Below are 15,424 nucleotides of genomic sequence, written 5' to 3'. Positions count from 1 at the left end.
GCCAATTAAAAAAATTGTATCCGCTAATTGGAGTGGGATGGTTTTGAAGTTGCAATTCATAGGATTATAGTTCAATATTAGAAATGTGATGATTTAATAAATGATAAAAAAGAAGGCCGTCTTTTCAGACAGCCTCGATGATCTTTACTTGTTACATATTGATTGACCAAATAGACTATCAATAGTACACACTTTTAAATAAGAAATGAAAGTAACCGTTAGTATTTTAGATTTTGATTTTTTTTCCAATATTCATTTTGTTTATACTTTAACAATCGAATATTCGAATAAACAAATGCGTTTATAATTTTTTGTTAATAGTAAGATGGAAACTTGTATTATGTAATTGAATTGCTATTTTTGTTCGTTTTAAATTTAAAGAATACTTAAGAATTGTATTGTAAAATTTCAATTCAGTTGTTGATTCTTAAAGTGTATATTTGCCAAAATTAATCAGGCAGCTATCAAAAAGTTTAAGAACAATAGAATAACTACCTTTTTACGACAAATATAAATTAGAATAATGCCAATAAATAAAACAGAAATGAAATCCATTAATAATAGAATTGTATTTACTTTTTTTCTTTTACTTTTTACATGTGTTACAATAAGTGCCCAAGAAATTATTAAGGACTCTGTGATTGTTCCAATCAAGAAAATACAATCAACTGGTAAACAAAAAATAGATGGTGTCATTGCTACTGTTGGAGATTACATCATATTAGATTCAGATATTGACAAATCGTATCTTGAAATTTCAGCGGGAGGCGGATCTGTAAAAGATATTACAAGATGCCAAATGTTAGGGAAGTTATTAGAAGACAAATTGTATGCACATCAAGCCATTCAGGACAGTATTGTAGTCACTGATGCAGAAGTGAAGGGTATGATGGAAGACCGACTGAGTTATATGGTAGAGCAAATTGGTTCTTTAGATAAAGTTGTGAAGTATTACAAGAAGGATTCTGAAGAGGAATTTAGAACGTACTTCTCTGATATTTTAAAAGAAGGGAAGTTGAGTTCAGAAATGCAAAAGAAAATTGTAGACGGTGTAGAAATCACTCCAGAAGAAGTTCGAAATTATTTCAAAAAAATACCAGCAGCAGATTTACCGTTTTTTGGTGTTGAATTAGAAGTAGCTCAAATTGTGGTTACTCCAAAAGTTTCCGATGCCGACAAGCAAAAAGTAATTGATAAACTAAATGGTTTCAAAAAGGAAATTGAGGAAGGTTCTAGCTTTTCTACAAAAGCAGTTTTGTATACCCAGGATCCTGCCTCAAGGTCAAATGGAGGTTTCTACAAGATGAATCGCAAGACACCTTTTGTAAAGGAATTTAAAGATGTCGCTTTCAGTCTTGCAGAAGGAGAAATTTCGGCGCCATTTGAAACAATTTTTGGTTATCATATCATTTTAGTTGAAAAAATCAAAGGGCAAGAAATAGAATTACGTCATATATTGTTGAGTCCAACAGTTACCGAAGAGTCGTTGAGTGAGGCTAAAGAGAAAATTGCGTTAATCAAAAAAAGAATTGAAGATAAGGAAATCACTTTTGCAGAAGCAGCAAGAACCTTATCGGATGAAAAAGAAACAAGAGCAAATGGTGGAGCATTAATCAATCCACAAACCCAAGACACGCGTTTTGAATTGACCAAAATGGATCCTACTTTTTACAGCCAAGTTTCCAATTTGAAAGAGGGTGAAGTTTCGGCTCCAATATTGGATCAAGGTGAAGAAGGAAAGAAAAAATTTAAAATTGTTACTGTAACTAATCGAATTGACGAACATGCAGCGGACTACGCAAAGGATTACATCAAGATCAAAGACTTGGCTTTAAAAAGTAAACGAATTAATGCTATTGGAAAATGGTTTGACGAAAAAATTAAAGAAACATACATCAAAATCATCGGAGAATATAGAGATTGTACGTTTACTAACAATTGGTTAAAAAAATAGATTCGCAAATCGTTTTCGAGCTTAGAATTAAGGATAAAATATTTTCGATAAACAAATAAAAGAGTTAGTTTTATGTTTTCATAAAGCTAACTCTTTTTAATTTTAAACATACTCATTACATGTCAGACGTAGCAGCAATTCATAACTTAGTTCAAAAACGAAACGAATTAAAGACAGAAATAGCCAAAATCATTGTGGGTCAAGATGCGGTTGTAGACCAAATTTTGCTTTGCATCTTTTCTGGAGGTCATGCATTATTAGTTGGAGTTCCAGGATTGGCCAAAACACTATTGGTAAATACACTTTCGCAGGCATTAGGACTTAATTTCAAGCGAATCCAATTTACGCCAGATTTGATGCCGTCGGATATTCTTGGAAGTGAAATATTGGATGAAAATCGTCATTTTAAATTTATAAAAGGACCTATTTTTTCAAATATTATTCTTGCAGATGAGATCAATAGAACACCACCAAAAACACAAGCCGCACTGCTGGAAGCTATGCAGGAACGGTCAGTAACAATTGCGGGTGAAAACCATAAACTAGACTTGCCGTATTTTGTGCTAGCTACTCAAAATCCTATTGAGCAAGAAGGAACGTATCCTTTGCCAGAAGCACAATTAGATCGATTTATGTTTGCTATAAAACTAGGATATCCTTCGTTTTTAGAGGAAGTTCAAGTGGTAAAGCAAACCACTTCGGATATAAAAAATACAATAAACCCATTGTTTACCGCTCAGGAAATAATTGATTTTCAACAGTTAATTCGTAGAATCCCAGTTGCAGATAATGTAATTGAATACGCGGTAACATTGGTTAGTAAAACCCGTCCGGATAATCCGTTGTCTAATGAGTTTGTAAAAAATTATTTAGATTGGGGAGCGGGACCTCGTGCTTCTCAAAATTTAATTTTAGCTGCCAAAGCCAATGCTGCTTTTAAAGGTAAATTTTCACCAGATATCGAAGATGTGAAAGCGGTAGCCATTGGAATATTGCGTCACAGAATCATAAAAAACTACAAAGCAGATGCTGAAGGCATTACTGAAGAAATGATTATTGAAAAATTGTTTTAAAAATTTCGACTTGCTTTTCACACGTTTTTTGTCTCAACTATAACGATTTCTTAGTCGTCGTTCTTTTTGTTTTTCAAAAATGAAGCTGTTGTAAATAATTCAGTATGGATTAAACAGTATAATGTTAATTTTTTAAAATTTTATCAATTATACGCATCAAAAATCAGTATTAGGTAATAATATGTTTTCAAATCACTGCATCCCCTAAATTTTTTTAAATATCATTTGAAATAACTAAATTTGCGAGATAAATAAAAATTGAGCTATTTTGGCTTTTAATTTTGTGTGAATCAAAGCAATTAGCCACTAACATTGAAAAAAATCTATTATGAGCATTTATAGCGATTATTTAAGAGAAATCGAAGAAAGAAAAGGGCAGGGATTACATCCAAAACCTATTGATGGTGCTGAATTACTAAGCGAAATCATTACACAAATAAAAGATATTGAAAACGCCGATCGTGCCGAATCATTACATTTTTTCATTTACAATACCGTGCCGGGTACTACGCCTGCAGCTGGTGCAAAAGCTGTTTTTTTAAAGGAAATTATTCAAGGAATAGCAGTAGTTAATGAAATTACTCCCGCTTTTGCATTTGAATTATTATCACACATGAAAGGGGGGCCTTCTATTAAAGTTTTATTAGATTTAGCTTTAGGAGACCATATCGAAATTGCCACGCAGGCTGCTGAGGTACTGAAAACACAGTTTTTTCTATATGAAGCAGATACGAATCGCTTAGAAGAAGCCTATAAAAATGGAAATACAATTGCTATAGCTATTTTAGAAAGTTATGCTAAAGCGGAGTTTTTTACAAAGCTTCCAGAAGTAGTTGAAGAAATAAAAGTGGTAACATATATTGCTGGCGAAGGAGATATTTCAACAGATTTATTGTCGCCTGGAAACCAAGCACACTCTAGATCAGATCGTGAACTTCATGGTAAATGCTTGATTTCTCCAGCAGCACAAGACGAAATCCAAGCCTTGCAAGCGCAACATCCAGATAAAAGTGTGATGCTTATCGCTGAAAAAGGAACTATGGGTGTAGGGTCATCAAGAATGTCAGGTGTTAATAATGTGGCGCTTTGGACCGGTAAAAAAGCAAGTCCGTACGTTCCATTTATAAATATTGCGCCTATTGTAGCAGGAACAAACGGAATTTCACCAATATTCCTTACTACTGTTGATGTAACGGGTGGTATTGGTCTAGATCTTAAAAACTGGGTAAAAAAGTTAGATCAAAATGGAGATCCAATTCGTAACGAAAGTGGCGATGTTGTGCTGGAAGAAGCCTATTCGGTTGGTACTGGAACGGTATTAACCATCAATACCAAAACAAAAAAATTATACAATGGCGATACAGAATTAATCGATATTGCTAAAGCATTTACTCCTCAAAAAATGGAGTTCATTAAAGCTGGAGGATCGTATGCGATTGTTTTTGGAAAAAAATTACAAACTTTTGCTTCTAGAACATTAGGAATCGCAATTGTTCCCGTTTTTGCTCCATCAAAAGAAGTTTCTGTTGAAGGACAAGGATTAACGGCAGTTGAAAAAATATTTAATAAAAATGCGGTGGGTAATACGCCAGGAAAAGTGCTTCATGCAGGTTCTGACGTTCGTGTTACTGTAAACATCGTAGGGTCTCAAGACACGACTGGTTTAATGACTTCTCAAGAATTAGAGTCGATGGCGGCTACTGTGATTTCACCAATTGTTGATGGAGCTTACCAATCCGGTTGTCATACTGCATCAGTTTGGGACAATAAATCGAAAGCGAATATTCCAAGATTGATGAAGTTTATGAATGATTTTGGTTTAATTACGGCTCGGGATCCAAAAGGAGAATATCACGCCATGACCGATGTTATTCACAAAGTTTTAAATGATATTACTGTAGATGAGTGGGCTATCATTATTGGTGGTGACTCGCATACTAGAATGTCAAAAGGAGTTGCGTTTGGTGCAGATTCCGGTACCGTTGCGCTAGCACTTGCTACTGGAGAAGCGTCTATGCCAATTCCAGAATCAGTAAAAGTGACGTTTAAAGGCGACATGAAAAATTACATGGATTTCCGTGATGTTGTTCATGCTACGCAATCTCAAATGTTGAAACAATTTGGCGGAGAAAATGTTTTTCAGGGTCGAATTATCGAGGTGCATTTAGGTACACTTACCGCAGATCAAGCCTTTACCTTTACAGACTGGACGGCTGAGATGAAAGCGAAAGCTTCGATTTGTATTTCTGAAGACGATACTTTAATCAAATCACTAGAAATTGCGCAAGGAAGAATCCAGATCATGATCGATAAAGGTATGGATAACGAAAAGCAAGTTCTAAAAGGATTGATTGCGATTGCCAATAATAGAATTGAAGAAATTAAATCAGGTACTAAACCAGCTTTGACTCCTGATGCCAATGCAAAATATTTTGCCGAAGTGGTTATTGATTTAGATATCGTTGCAGAACCTATGATTGCAGATCCAGACGTAAACAATGCAGATGTTTCTAAGCGTTATACGCATGATACGATTCGTCCGCTTTCTTTTTACGGAGGTGTGAAAAAAGTAGATCTTGGTTTTGTAGGATCTTGTATGGTACACAAAGGCGATTTGAAGATATTATCTCAAATGCTAAAAAATATAGACGAACAATATGGTAAAGTAGAGTTTAAAGCACCGCTAGTGGTAGCACCGCCAACCTACAACATCGTAGACGAATTGAAAGCAGAGGGAGATTGGGAAGTGTTACAAAAATACTCTGGATTCGAATTTGATGATAATGCTCCAAAAGGCGTTGCACGTACTGGATATGAAAATATTTTGTATCTAGAGCGTCCTGGTTGTAATTTATGTATGGGTAACCAAGAAAAAGCAGCGAAAGGAGATACGGTGATGGCAACCTCTACGCGTCTTTTCCAAGGAAGAGTCGTTGAAGATTCAGAGGGTAAAAAAGGAGAATCTTTGCTTTCATCAACACCAGTTGTGGTACTTTCGACCATTTTAGGGAGAACGCCAACGATTGAAGAATACAAAGCTGCCGTGAAAGGAATTAACCTAACTCAGTTTGCGCCCTCTCACAAATTATTGGCAAATTAGCAAAATTGTAAAATAAATAATTCTAAAAGCCTAAGTCTGTATAAAAGACTTAGGCTTTTTTTATGAGTATGCCTTCTCTATTTTTTGTACCTTGTAATGATTCAATAATTACTAACGTGTAGCAACAAAAAACAATTTGATATGGCTTTTGATATAGAAATGATTCGAAAAGTGTACAACAACATGACCACTCGTGTAGATAAAGCACGCGAAATAGTTGGGCGTCCGCTTACGCTAACAGAGAAAATTTTATACAACCACCTTTGGGATGGAATGCCAACTGAAGCTTTTACGCGAGGTGCAGATTATGTAGATTTTGCTCCAGATAGAGTGGCGTGTCAAGATGCAACGGCTCAAATGGCCTTATTGCAATTTATGCATGCAGGAAAATCTAAAGTGGCAGTTCCTACAACAGTGCATTGTGATCACTTGATTCAGGCCAAAGTGAATGCAGTCACCGATTTGGCTAGAGCTAAAACTCAAAGCAATGAAGTGTTTGAATTCCTTTCTTCCGTTTCTAATAAATACGGAATTGGTTTCTGGAAACCAGGCGCCGGAATTATTCATCAGGTGGTGTTAGAGAATTATGCTTTTCCTGGTGGAATGATGATCGGTACCGACTCACATACTGTAAATGCAGGTGGTTTAGGAATGGTAGCTATTGGTGTTGGTGGTGCTGATGCGGTAGATGTCATGTCAGGAATGGCGTGGGAATTAAAGTTTCCTAAATTAATTGGAGTAAAATTAACGGGTAAACTATCGGGATGGACTGCTCCAAAAGATGTAATTCTTAAAGTTGCTGGAATTCTTACCGTAAAAGGAGGAACAGGCGCTATTGTTGAATATTTTGGCGATGGCGCAACCGCTATGTCTTGCACAGGAAAAGGAACAATCTGTAATATGGGTGCCGAAATTGGCGCAACGACTTCTACTTTTGGCTATGATGCATCTATGAGTAGGTATTTGCGTTCTACAGATAGAGCTGATGTTGCAGATGCTGCAGATAAAATTGCACCGTATTTAACTGGCGACGCTGCCGTCTATGAAAACCCGGAGCTGTATTTTGATCAAGTAATCGAAATCAATTTAGACGAATTAGAACCACATTTAAATGGTCCTTTTACGCCAGATCTGGCAACGCCAATATCAAAAGTAAAAGAGGAAGCCATTAAAAACAATTGGCCTTTAAAAATCGAAGTAGCTTTAATTGGCTCTTGCACCAATTCATCCTACGAGGATATTGCACGAGCGGCTTCTATCGCGAAACAAGTTACCGACAAAAATTTAAAAATAAAATCCCAATTTACCATTACACCAGGTTCTGAAATGGTTCGCTACACCATAGAACGTGACGGATTTATCGATGTTTTCGATAAAATGGGAGCAACTGTTTTTGCAAATGCTTGTGGACCATGCATTGGAATGTGGGATAGAGAAGGCGCAGAAAAGGAAGAACGCAATACAATCGTACATTCATTCAATAGAAACTTCTCAAAAAGAGCTGATGGGAACCCCAATACGTTGGCTTTTGTGGGTTCGCCGGAACTAGTTACTGCCTTAGCCATAGCAGGAGATTTAAGTTTTAATCCATTAACGGATACATTAATTAATGAAAATGGGGATGAGGTAAAACTGGATGCACCATCAGGCGACGAATTACCACCAAAAGGATTTGATGTAGAAGATCCAGGATTTCAAGCACCAGCTGCAGACGGTTCTGGAATTCAAGTTTCAGTAAGTGACACGTCAGAACGCTTGCAATTATTAGCGCCATTCTTACCTTGGGACGGGAAAAATATTTTGGGAGCTAGAGTACTGATCAAAGCATTTGGGAAATGTACCACAGATCACATTTCAATGGCAGGTCCGTGGTTGCGCTTCCGTGGGCATTTAGATAATATTTCTAATAATATGTTAATCGGAGCCATTAATGCCTTCAATCAAAAAACAAATTCTGTTAAAAATCAACTAACGGGGGCGTACGATGCGGTTCCTGCTGTTGCACGCGCCTATAAAGCGGCTGGAGTTCCTTCTATTGTTGTTGGCGATCACAATTATGGTGAAGGATCTTCTCGAGAACATGCTGCTATGGAGCCTCGTTTTTTAGGTGTCAAAGCCGTTTTGGTCAAGTCATTTGCACGGATCCATGAAACCAATCTAAAAAAACAAGGCTTGCTGGGATTGACGTTCGTAACGGAATCTGATTACGATAAAATTCAAGAAGATGACACGATCAATTTTATAGATTTAGTCGATTTTGCTCCAGAAAAACCACTAACATTAGAGTTCGTTCATACCGATGGGACTACAGATAGTATTTTGGCAAATCATACCTATAACGAAGGTCAAATAGGTTGGTTTGTTGCCGGTTCTGCCTTAAATCTAATTGCAGCAGCGGGAAACGCATAAACCAAGCCTGCTATTTTATACTCAAAACGCCTTAGGAAACTAGGGCGTTTTTTTTGTATGGTTCCTATTTTTCTTAGGAGCTATTTCCTGCTGAGCGTTTCAAGCTTTTTCATCCAATTGCTTTTTTCCAGCGCATAAAGGAGCTTTTTTCAGTCGCTCTTTATACACAGGAAAAAAATAGCAATTGGATTTCAAAAGGCTTTTCACTTTCATCAGGGCTAAAAAGAAAGGAGTAAAAATGACGTTTAGAGTGGCCTCAAAAGCCAATGCCTACAGTTGCTTTTGAACGTAAAATCATCGATAAAAGTCAAAAAAAAGCGTTAAAGTTTGTTTTTTGAGCGTTAAAATTTGAAAAAGTCTGGGTATTTTTGAACAAATGACATATATTAGCTTTTTAAATAAAATAGTTGTCAGAAGAGTATCGGATAAATTTGTTCCCATCTTCTCTCTCAAATTTTATTTCAAAAGCAATAATCCGGTCGGATAATAGTGCTTTATTATTTCAACTGTTACGAATTTGAAATAGAAAATTAATCAGAATTTAAAATGGACACATTCCGAATTTCTTTTTTTTGAAAGAGATGAGGAACATTTTTACAATTTTTTAAAAAGAAAAGTAAAAAAGCAAAACCAGAGCGAGATTTAATAATTATATCCCGAAATCGCTGTGTAGAATAAAAATGGGGTAGGTAATTTGAAATAGATGAATATGAGTTTAAGATTAATTGTAACATTGTTTGTATTAAATAGTATCGTTCTTTTTTCACAGGAGAAAACCACTAAACACACTATCGCAAAAGGAGAAACAATTTCAAGTATTGCAGAGAAATATGACGTAAAACAGAGTGCTATTTTTAAATTAAATCCAAAAGCAAAAAATCTTTTAAAACTCAATTCCATTTTATTAATTCCAGTTGCCGCTTCAAAAAAGTCCAATGTAAAATCTAAAATTGCAACAAATTATTCCAGCAAAGAGCACGAAGTTTTAGCCAAAGAAACACCGTACGGAATTGCTAAACTATACGGAATCTCGCTGAAAGAATTAAACGAAGTCAATCCAACATTAGAAGCCACTGGATTAAAAATAGGTCAAAAAATTATACTTCCGGCTCAAGAATCTTCACCTGAAATAGCAGTTGCCGCAAAGTTTACTGAAACAGGAAATTTCACTGAAGAACAAACAACAATTGCCGTTTTGCCTAAAGAATCCAAATATTCAATCGCCAGAAAATACGGAATTACAGTAAAAGAATTAGATAGAGCCAACCCAACAATAGGAACTAAAGCACTTCGAGTTGGTCAAAAAATAACAATTCCAGGAAATGGAATTCAATCGGGTGAAACAATTGTTGCTGTTCCAGAAAATAAAGAAGTGTCAACTCCAGAAACGGTAGTTGTTGCTGAACCAGTCAAAGAAGTATCAAAATCAGAAGAGGCAGTAGTTTTAGAACAAAAAACAGAACTGTTTCAACCAAAAAGCCTTGCTATTGCTGATGCAAAACATACCGAGACTGAACCTTCGGGTATTGTAACTCGGGAAGTTTTACCAAAAGAAACTAAATACGGTATTGCTAAACAATATGGACTAACGGTAAAAGAACTAGAAAATCAAAATCCAACCGTTAAAAACGGACTTCGTGTAGGAGATAAACTACGCATTCGTGCTAATAATGAGCCCATACAAAATAATGTAATTGTTAGCGCAGATCAAATAAATGCCGCTCCTATTGAGAATACTAAAATTGATTTTAACAATGGATTAAAACCAACATTTAATCACGATTTTCTGGATCAATTGATTCAGCGGGCTTCAGAAAATATAGGAACTCGATACCGCTCTGGAGGAACTTCAAAAGCAGGCTTTGATTGCTCAGGTCTTATGTGCTCTACTTTTGAAGCTTTTGACATAAAATTACCAAGGACATCGAGAGAACAATCAAGTATTGGTACTAGAATTAATACCGAAGAAGCTCAAAAAGGAGATCTTATATTTTTTAAAACAAACGGCCGAAGCCAAATTAATCACGTAGGTATGGTGGTTGAAGTTTGTGAGGGAGAAATAAAATTCATTCACTCTTCTGTCAGCAACGGTGTGATTATTTCATCTACTAAAGAAAAGTATTACGAGAAAAATTTCTCTCAAATCAATAGAGTATTACAATAATTTGGTGCCTTGTCTACCGTATTATTGCAAACGCTTCAACTACTGAAGCGTTTTTTATTACTACTAAATTTTTATTTCACCTGAATTCCCGCCTACTAAATTAGTGCCCGTGACTACAGAGGCTGCCATTTTTAGAAAATTGATCATTTGATTGCCATCAACGTCCCAAAAATAGGCACTAGTGGGTTTGACTTTAATGAGGGATACGTTGGGGTCTTTTTTTCCTTCTTTAAACCAAATGTTCACTATAGGAGTCCAAAGCTCTTCAATTTTTGCTGGATCAGTATTGATGCTGGCTTCACCATTTACTACCATATAACTCCCTTTTCCGGGATGGGCAAAAAATAGTTGAACAGCAGCATCGTGTTCTATTTCTTTATTTTTATCGCTATTTTTTTCACTAAAAAACCAAATGTTTCCCTCGTCACATACATCAACTACACCCATTGGTCTTGCAGTCGCTCCATCATTTTTATCTAGATTAGTACAAAAAAGACAGGTATTGATATCTTTAACAAGGCTCTTAAGTTTGTCTACTCCTTCAACTGTATATTCATTTTTTGTATCGCTCATAATCCTAGTTTTATTTGAATTGAATTTTGCTGTTTTGTTTTACAAAGATGGTCAACAAAGGTGCGAATCGCATTATACAATTAAGAAGAAAAGTTTCATTTTTCACGTATTAAAACGGTAACATTAGGTGTTTTAAAGCGTATTGTGGTGAAAATTTACAAGAACCGGTCTTTAGAAAGATCGAAAAGTAAAAATTGTTTTTAATTTGAAATACGTTAGATAAACCAGTCAAAAGGACCGTCAGATTTTTGGAAAACTAGCAATTTAATGGAGTTCATTTAAAAATTTATAATTTTTTTACTACACTTTAAATGAATTGAAATTGGACTTTTTGATGGAGTAAGTAGCAATTCAAAGTAAGTAAACTTTAGAGTTGTTTTTATTTCTGTTGTAATAACCGTTTTGCAAGAATATCTCTTATTATTTTGATGGATGTTTCGGTTGAACTGCTATTCGTATTTATAGCGGTACTGTCATTATTATAAGGTGCATAAGTAACTTGATTGGGTCTTGAAAACAAACCTACAGTAGGTTTCAAGGAAGCACTAGCCAAATGCATAATGCCACTATCAGCGCCAATAAAAATCTCAGTATTTGCAATTACGGCTCCAATTTCACGAATGTCTTTACTATAAAACGTAGGGGATTTAAATCCTATTTGCGAAACATTTTCTACGGGTAAAATTTCGATGATGTTGTAATTGGGAAATTCTTGTAGTAATGCTGCGTAAAAATCATCCCACCATGCTGTAGAGTAGCATTTGTCGTCTGTTGCATAGGTAAAAATGGATATTGTTTTTTTGGCTGCAGGAACAATTTCGTCTACCGTTTTTTTACCGATAGCTAATTCATTAGTACTCAATTTTAGATCTAATGATGGAATCGAATTTGCATTTTCAGGAAAACCCAGTTCGGTCAAAAAGCGTCTAAATTCATATACCGGGTACTTTGCAATGTGACCATAATCACTATATTTCGCTTCTAAAGTAGTATTTTCTGCTCCAAAGAATTTATACTTGGCATCAGCGAATTGAGCAGATAATCTTCCGGATGACGAATTTTTATTTACATTGATTACAATATCATATTTGGCACTTTTTAGTTGCACCCAAACCTTAAAATAAGCAATTAAATTTTTAAAAGGTTTTTTGGGAAGTTCAATTATGATATCTATGTTTTTGTAGTTTTCAAAAATAATGGGTGTCAAGCCACCTTTTACAAATAAATCAATTTTGCAATCAGGAAAAGTAACACTTACATCTTGTACCAGCGGGGTAACCAACAAGAGGTTTCCCAATCGATGATTGGGTCTAGAGATTAAAACCCTTTTGATTTCAATTTTTTGACTTAAATCTATGGTTTGATTGCGATGCGAATTACCAATATTCTTAGTCAGACTTTTGGTTAATATTCTGCGGTAAACATTTACTGTTTTTAAGATGCTCATGCTTTTATGATACTATATGGTACTGAAATGGGTGTTGATCTAAAATTTAAATCGGTTTTTATTCTTTTGGCAGCAACTGTCAGCAGTTCTACTACTTCGAAAAAATTCTCAAAGTAACAAAGATACAATTTAGAAACTAATAAATATTTATGGGGTTTTGCCCTATACTATTGTGATAGATATCAGCTGCTTATTTCGGAGTAATTTACAACCCTATGAAAACAAAAGGATTACTTAAAAATAAACTAGAAAAAGAGAGGTTTAAAACACCGCTTACAAAATAGAATTGATGTAAATTAGACTTTGATATCATAAAAAAGGAGCGTGATGCGCTAGGATTTTAAAATATTTATAACCTTTGACATCTAAAACAATAGTATTATGAGCACGACTAAATTAACAATTAATAAGAATGGTTCGATAAAAATAGAAGGCGATTTTGAAATAACAGATTGCAATGGTCAAACCTACGGTTTAGAAGGAAGAACCGCTTTGGGTCTTTGCCGTTGTGGTTTATCTGCCAACAAACCTTTTTGCGATGGAGCACACCGCAATGGTTTTGAGCATGAACCTGCAGCGTTTGATTTGCCACCCGTAAAAACAAAGTAGTATCGTTTTCTAATTCGATTATATACGAAAAAGCTAAATCTTTGCGGATTAAGCTTTTCTTGTTTATTTTTTAAACCAATTAAATACACTGTTTTATTAACTCAATTTACTGCTATTCTAAAATGATTTGTCCTTCAAACTACTAATAATCGCCATCACATCTTGATCGCCCAATCCTTCTTGTTCTGCTGCAGCATAACTGTCATACAATGGATGAATCAGCGGAGTATCGAGACCGGCTTCTTTGGCCAGTCTTAAATCTTTCACTAAATGTTTCAAAGCAAATGCGGCAGGGAAAGAATCGTTTAAAATAGAAGGTGTTTTGATATTCGTGATTCCGTTTCCGCAAGCGCCTTGGTTGATGATGTTGAGCATGTCTTCCTTGCTCACGCCGTTTTTCTCGGCAAATAAAACCGTCTCAGCTATTCCTTGAAGATTTAGTCCAAGTAAGTAATTGATGGCTAATTTAGCCGAACTTGCCACACCTGGTTCGCCAACGTGAATGGCAATTTTACCCAAAACGTCAAATATGGGTTTTGCTACTTCAAAATCTTCATTTGAAGCGCCCACAAGAATAACCAAAGTTCCGTCTTGTGCCGGTTTTACGCTTCCAGATACGGGAGCGTCTATGAAATGAACGTGATGTTGGTTGCAAATGGTGTTTAAATAACGCGAGGTTTCCGGTGCAACCGTACTCATATTGATAATGGTTTTTCCAGCAGATGCTGCAGACAATAAACCTTTTGGTCCCTCAAAAACTTCTTTGACAGCTGCGTCATTAGATAACATGGTCAAAACAACATCACAGGTTTCCATTAGCTCTTGTAAACTGCTTGCTGATTTTGCTCCTGCAGCCAGTAAAGGTGCTTCTTTATCTTTAGTACGATTGAAAACCGATACTTCAAAACCTGCTTGGAGTAGGTTCATCACCATTGGATTTCCCATATTGCCAAGACCTGTCCATCCTAATTTTAATGTATTCATGATTTTTGTGTTGTTTATATTATTTGTTCATTAAGGGTACAGTTTGCAAAAATGCGCTACCAATTGTTGTATATCAGCGCTGTCGGTATCGAAGTCATTGCGAGGAACGAAGCAATCGCATTTAGTTTTTTTATTTTCTCCTATTTGTGGGGAATTAATGCTAAAAGATATAATAATCACGATGCAAACGCTACGATTATGCTCTAAATTAAAATTGGCACTCGTGGAAAACGAGCGCCAGTGGGTAATTTTAAAATAAGAGACTTAACTTCTTTATCTTTTCAGCAGTGTACAATCACTGAGATTTTAACTTGTATTTTATATCGTTTAGTCGTTATAATTATTAAATCTTTTCTTTGAGAGCAAAAGAAATATCATTATGACAACAAAGTGAATAATAGTATTAAAATAGGTCTTTCCAGTCAAAAAGTAACCAGATATTGTAAGAATAATTGGTAACACAACAGTTAAAATCAAAAGTCCGTAATACAAACTAGAGGTAGATTTTAACTGTTTGTCCGTTTTGTTCGAGTGTTCTTCTTTTTGCATATTTTTAATTTTTTTTTAAATAGTTTTTTCACAGCCTGACGTTCTGTAGCTTGTCTCAGTGGCGTCCTCTCACCAAACAATCATAAATATAAACCAGATTTTGCGTTATCAGTTTGTTTTCTAAAGAATCACAGAATTAAGCCATTGAGGCAAACCGCTGTTGTTCGTTCTTACTTTTTGCTTCGATCCATTTTCTTTCGCTCTCACAATATTATTTTCATATTTTAACTTTGGATTTAAACTTAATTTTATTGAGCAGTTCTATATTTGCCAAAAATTATTGCCAATAATAATATTCCAATTCCAATTCCAAAAAATAAACCTTTTGTAAAATCAGGTAATTCGACAAAATGAGAAAAGATTTGCGAAACTGCAATTATGAATATTCCACTTGACATTAGAATTACTGATTTTCTATTTATTATTTTTTTCATTTTCTTCTTTTAAGAATTAGCTGTGTTCAACTCATAAGTGCAACAAACTTATTATTTAGAGTTTCAATAGGACTAAGGTAATTGAATTTTCTAATGGGTCTGTTATTAATTGATAATTCTACTTGTTT

Annotated in this window: 10 protein-coding genes; 6 read left to right on the top strand and 4 right to left on the bottom strand. The window is 35.1% G+C overall.

From position 1 onward, the window contains the following. Positions 1 to 544 precede the first annotated feature (544 nt). From ACNQGB_RS14740 to ACNQGB_RS14720, 5 genes are all read left to right on the top strand, one after another. A complete protein-coding gene (locus ACNQGB_RS14740) occupies positions 545 to 1,954 on the top strand; it encodes a peptidylprolyl isomerase (RefSeq protein ID WP_417946882.1) in 1,410 nt (469 codons plus the stop codon). A 119-nt stretch (positions 1,955 to 2,073) separates the two neighbouring features. Further along, positions 2,074 to 3,027 carry an AAA family ATPase gene (locus tag ACNQGB_RS14735; protein ID WP_309759348.1) on the top strand — a complete coding sequence of 318 codons (954 nt, stop codon included), beginning with the start codon at positions 2,074 to 2,076 and terminating at the stop codon, positions 3,025 to 3,027. Positions 3,028 to 3,355: 328 nt separating this feature from the next. Continuing rightward, the gene (locus ACNQGB_RS14730) at positions 3,356 to 6,127 is read left to right on the top strand and encodes a bifunctional aconitate hydratase 2/2-methylisocitrate dehydratase (RefSeq protein WP_417946883.1); all 2,772 of its coding nucleotides are present in this window, start codon (positions 3,356 to 3,358) and stop codon (positions 6,125 to 6,127) included. Positions 6,128 to 6,268: 141 nt separating this feature from the next. Further along, the gene (locus tag ACNQGB_RS14725) at positions 6,269 to 8,536 is read left to right on the top strand and encodes an aconitate hydratase (RefSeq protein ID WP_472777133.1); all 2,268 of its coding nucleotides are present in this window, start codon (positions 6,269 to 6,271) and stop codon (positions 8,534 to 8,536) included. 709 nt (positions 8,537 to 9,245) lie between these two features. Further along, a complete protein-coding gene (locus tag ACNQGB_RS14720; protein ID WP_417947226.1) occupies positions 9,246 to 10,700 on the top strand; it encodes a LysM peptidoglycan-binding domain-containing protein in 1,455 nt (484 codons plus the stop codon). A gap of 63 nt (positions 10,701 to 10,763) precedes the next feature. Here ACNQGB_RS14720 and ACNQGB_RS14715 read toward each other — a convergent pair whose 3' ends face one another. Further along, complete coding sequence (locus ACNQGB_RS14715) at positions 10,764 to 11,273, bottom strand: pyridoxamine 5'-phosphate oxidase family protein (protein WP_417947228.1); 510 nt, start codon at positions 11,271 to 11,273, stop codon at positions 10,764 to 10,766. A gap of 379 nt (positions 11,274 to 11,652) precedes the next feature. Next, positions 11,653 to 12,720: a glycosyltransferase family 9 protein gene (locus ACNQGB_RS14710; RefSeq protein ID WP_417947230.1), complete on the bottom strand. Its 1,068-nt coding sequence runs from the start codon at positions 12,718 to 12,720 to the stop codon at positions 11,653 to 11,655. Positions 12,721 to 13,101: 381 nt separating this feature from the next. On the opposite strand from ACNQGB_RS14710, the gene ACNQGB_RS14705 reads away from it, so the two are divergent. After that, positions 13,102 to 13,329, top strand: coding sequence for a CDGSH iron-sulfur domain-containing protein (locus ACNQGB_RS14705; protein WP_166138710.1), 228 nt, complete (start codon positions 13,102 to 13,104; stop codon positions 13,327 to 13,329). A 117-nt stretch (positions 13,330 to 13,446) separates the two neighbouring features. Here ACNQGB_RS14705 and ACNQGB_RS14700 read toward each other — a convergent pair whose 3' ends face one another. After that, the gene (locus tag ACNQGB_RS14700) at positions 13,447 to 14,313 is read right to left on the bottom strand and encodes an NAD(P)-dependent oxidoreductase (protein ID WP_472777132.1); all 867 of its coding nucleotides are present in this window, start codon (positions 14,311 to 14,313) and stop codon (positions 13,447 to 13,449) included. Between the two features lie 797 nt (positions 14,314 to 15,110). Further along, a complete protein-coding gene (locus ACNQGB_RS14695; protein WP_417948151.1) occupies positions 15,111 to 15,296 on the bottom strand; it encodes a hypothetical protein in 186 nt (61 codons plus the stop codon). Positions 15,297 to 15,424 lie beyond the last annotated feature (128 nt).

It is taken from the genome of Flavobacterium frigidum, from assembly GCF_048286795.2.
The sequence above is the reverse complement of the archived record's forward strand: the minus strand, read 5'-3'. Positions and strand labels throughout refer to the sequence as shown.

Bases quoted from the DNA above. Each gene is read 5' to 3' on its own strand.
- ACNQGB_RS14740 (WP_417946882.1), top strand. From the start codon at position 545: ATGAAATCCATTAATAATAGAATTGTATTTACTTTTTTTCTTTTACTT.
- ACNQGB_RS14735 (WP_309759348.1), top strand. From the start codon at position 2,074: ATGTCAGACGTAGCAGCAATTCATAACTTAGTTCAAAAACGAAACGAA.
- ACNQGB_RS14730 (WP_417946883.1), top strand. From the start codon at position 3,356: ATGAGCATTTATAGCGATTATTTAAGAGAAATCGAAGAAAGAAAAGGG.
- ACNQGB_RS14725 (WP_472777133.1), top strand. From the start codon at position 6,269: ATGGCTTTTGATATAGAAATGATTCGAAAAGTGTACAACAACATGACC.
- ACNQGB_RS14720 (WP_417947226.1), top strand. From the start codon at position 9,246: ATGAGTTTAAGATTAATTGTAACATTGTTTGTATTAAATAGTATCGTT.
- ACNQGB_RS14715 (WP_417947228.1), bottom strand. From the start codon at position 11,273: ATGAGCGATACAAAAAATGAATATACAGTTGAAGGAGTAGACAAACTT.
- ACNQGB_RS14710 (WP_417947230.1), bottom strand. From the start codon at position 12,720: ATGAGCATCTTAAAAACAGTAAATGTTTACCGCAGAATATTAACCAAA.
- ACNQGB_RS14705 (WP_166138710.1), top strand. From the start codon at position 13,102: ATGAGCACGACTAAATTAACAATTAATAAGAATGGTTCGATAAAAATA.
- ACNQGB_RS14700 (WP_472777132.1), bottom strand. From the start codon at position 14,313: ATGAATACATTAAAATTAGGATGGACAGGTCTTGGCAATATGGGAAAT.
- ACNQGB_RS14695 (WP_417948151.1), bottom strand. From the start codon at position 15,296: ATGAAAAAAATAATAAATAGAAAATCAGTAATTCTAATGTCAAGTGGA.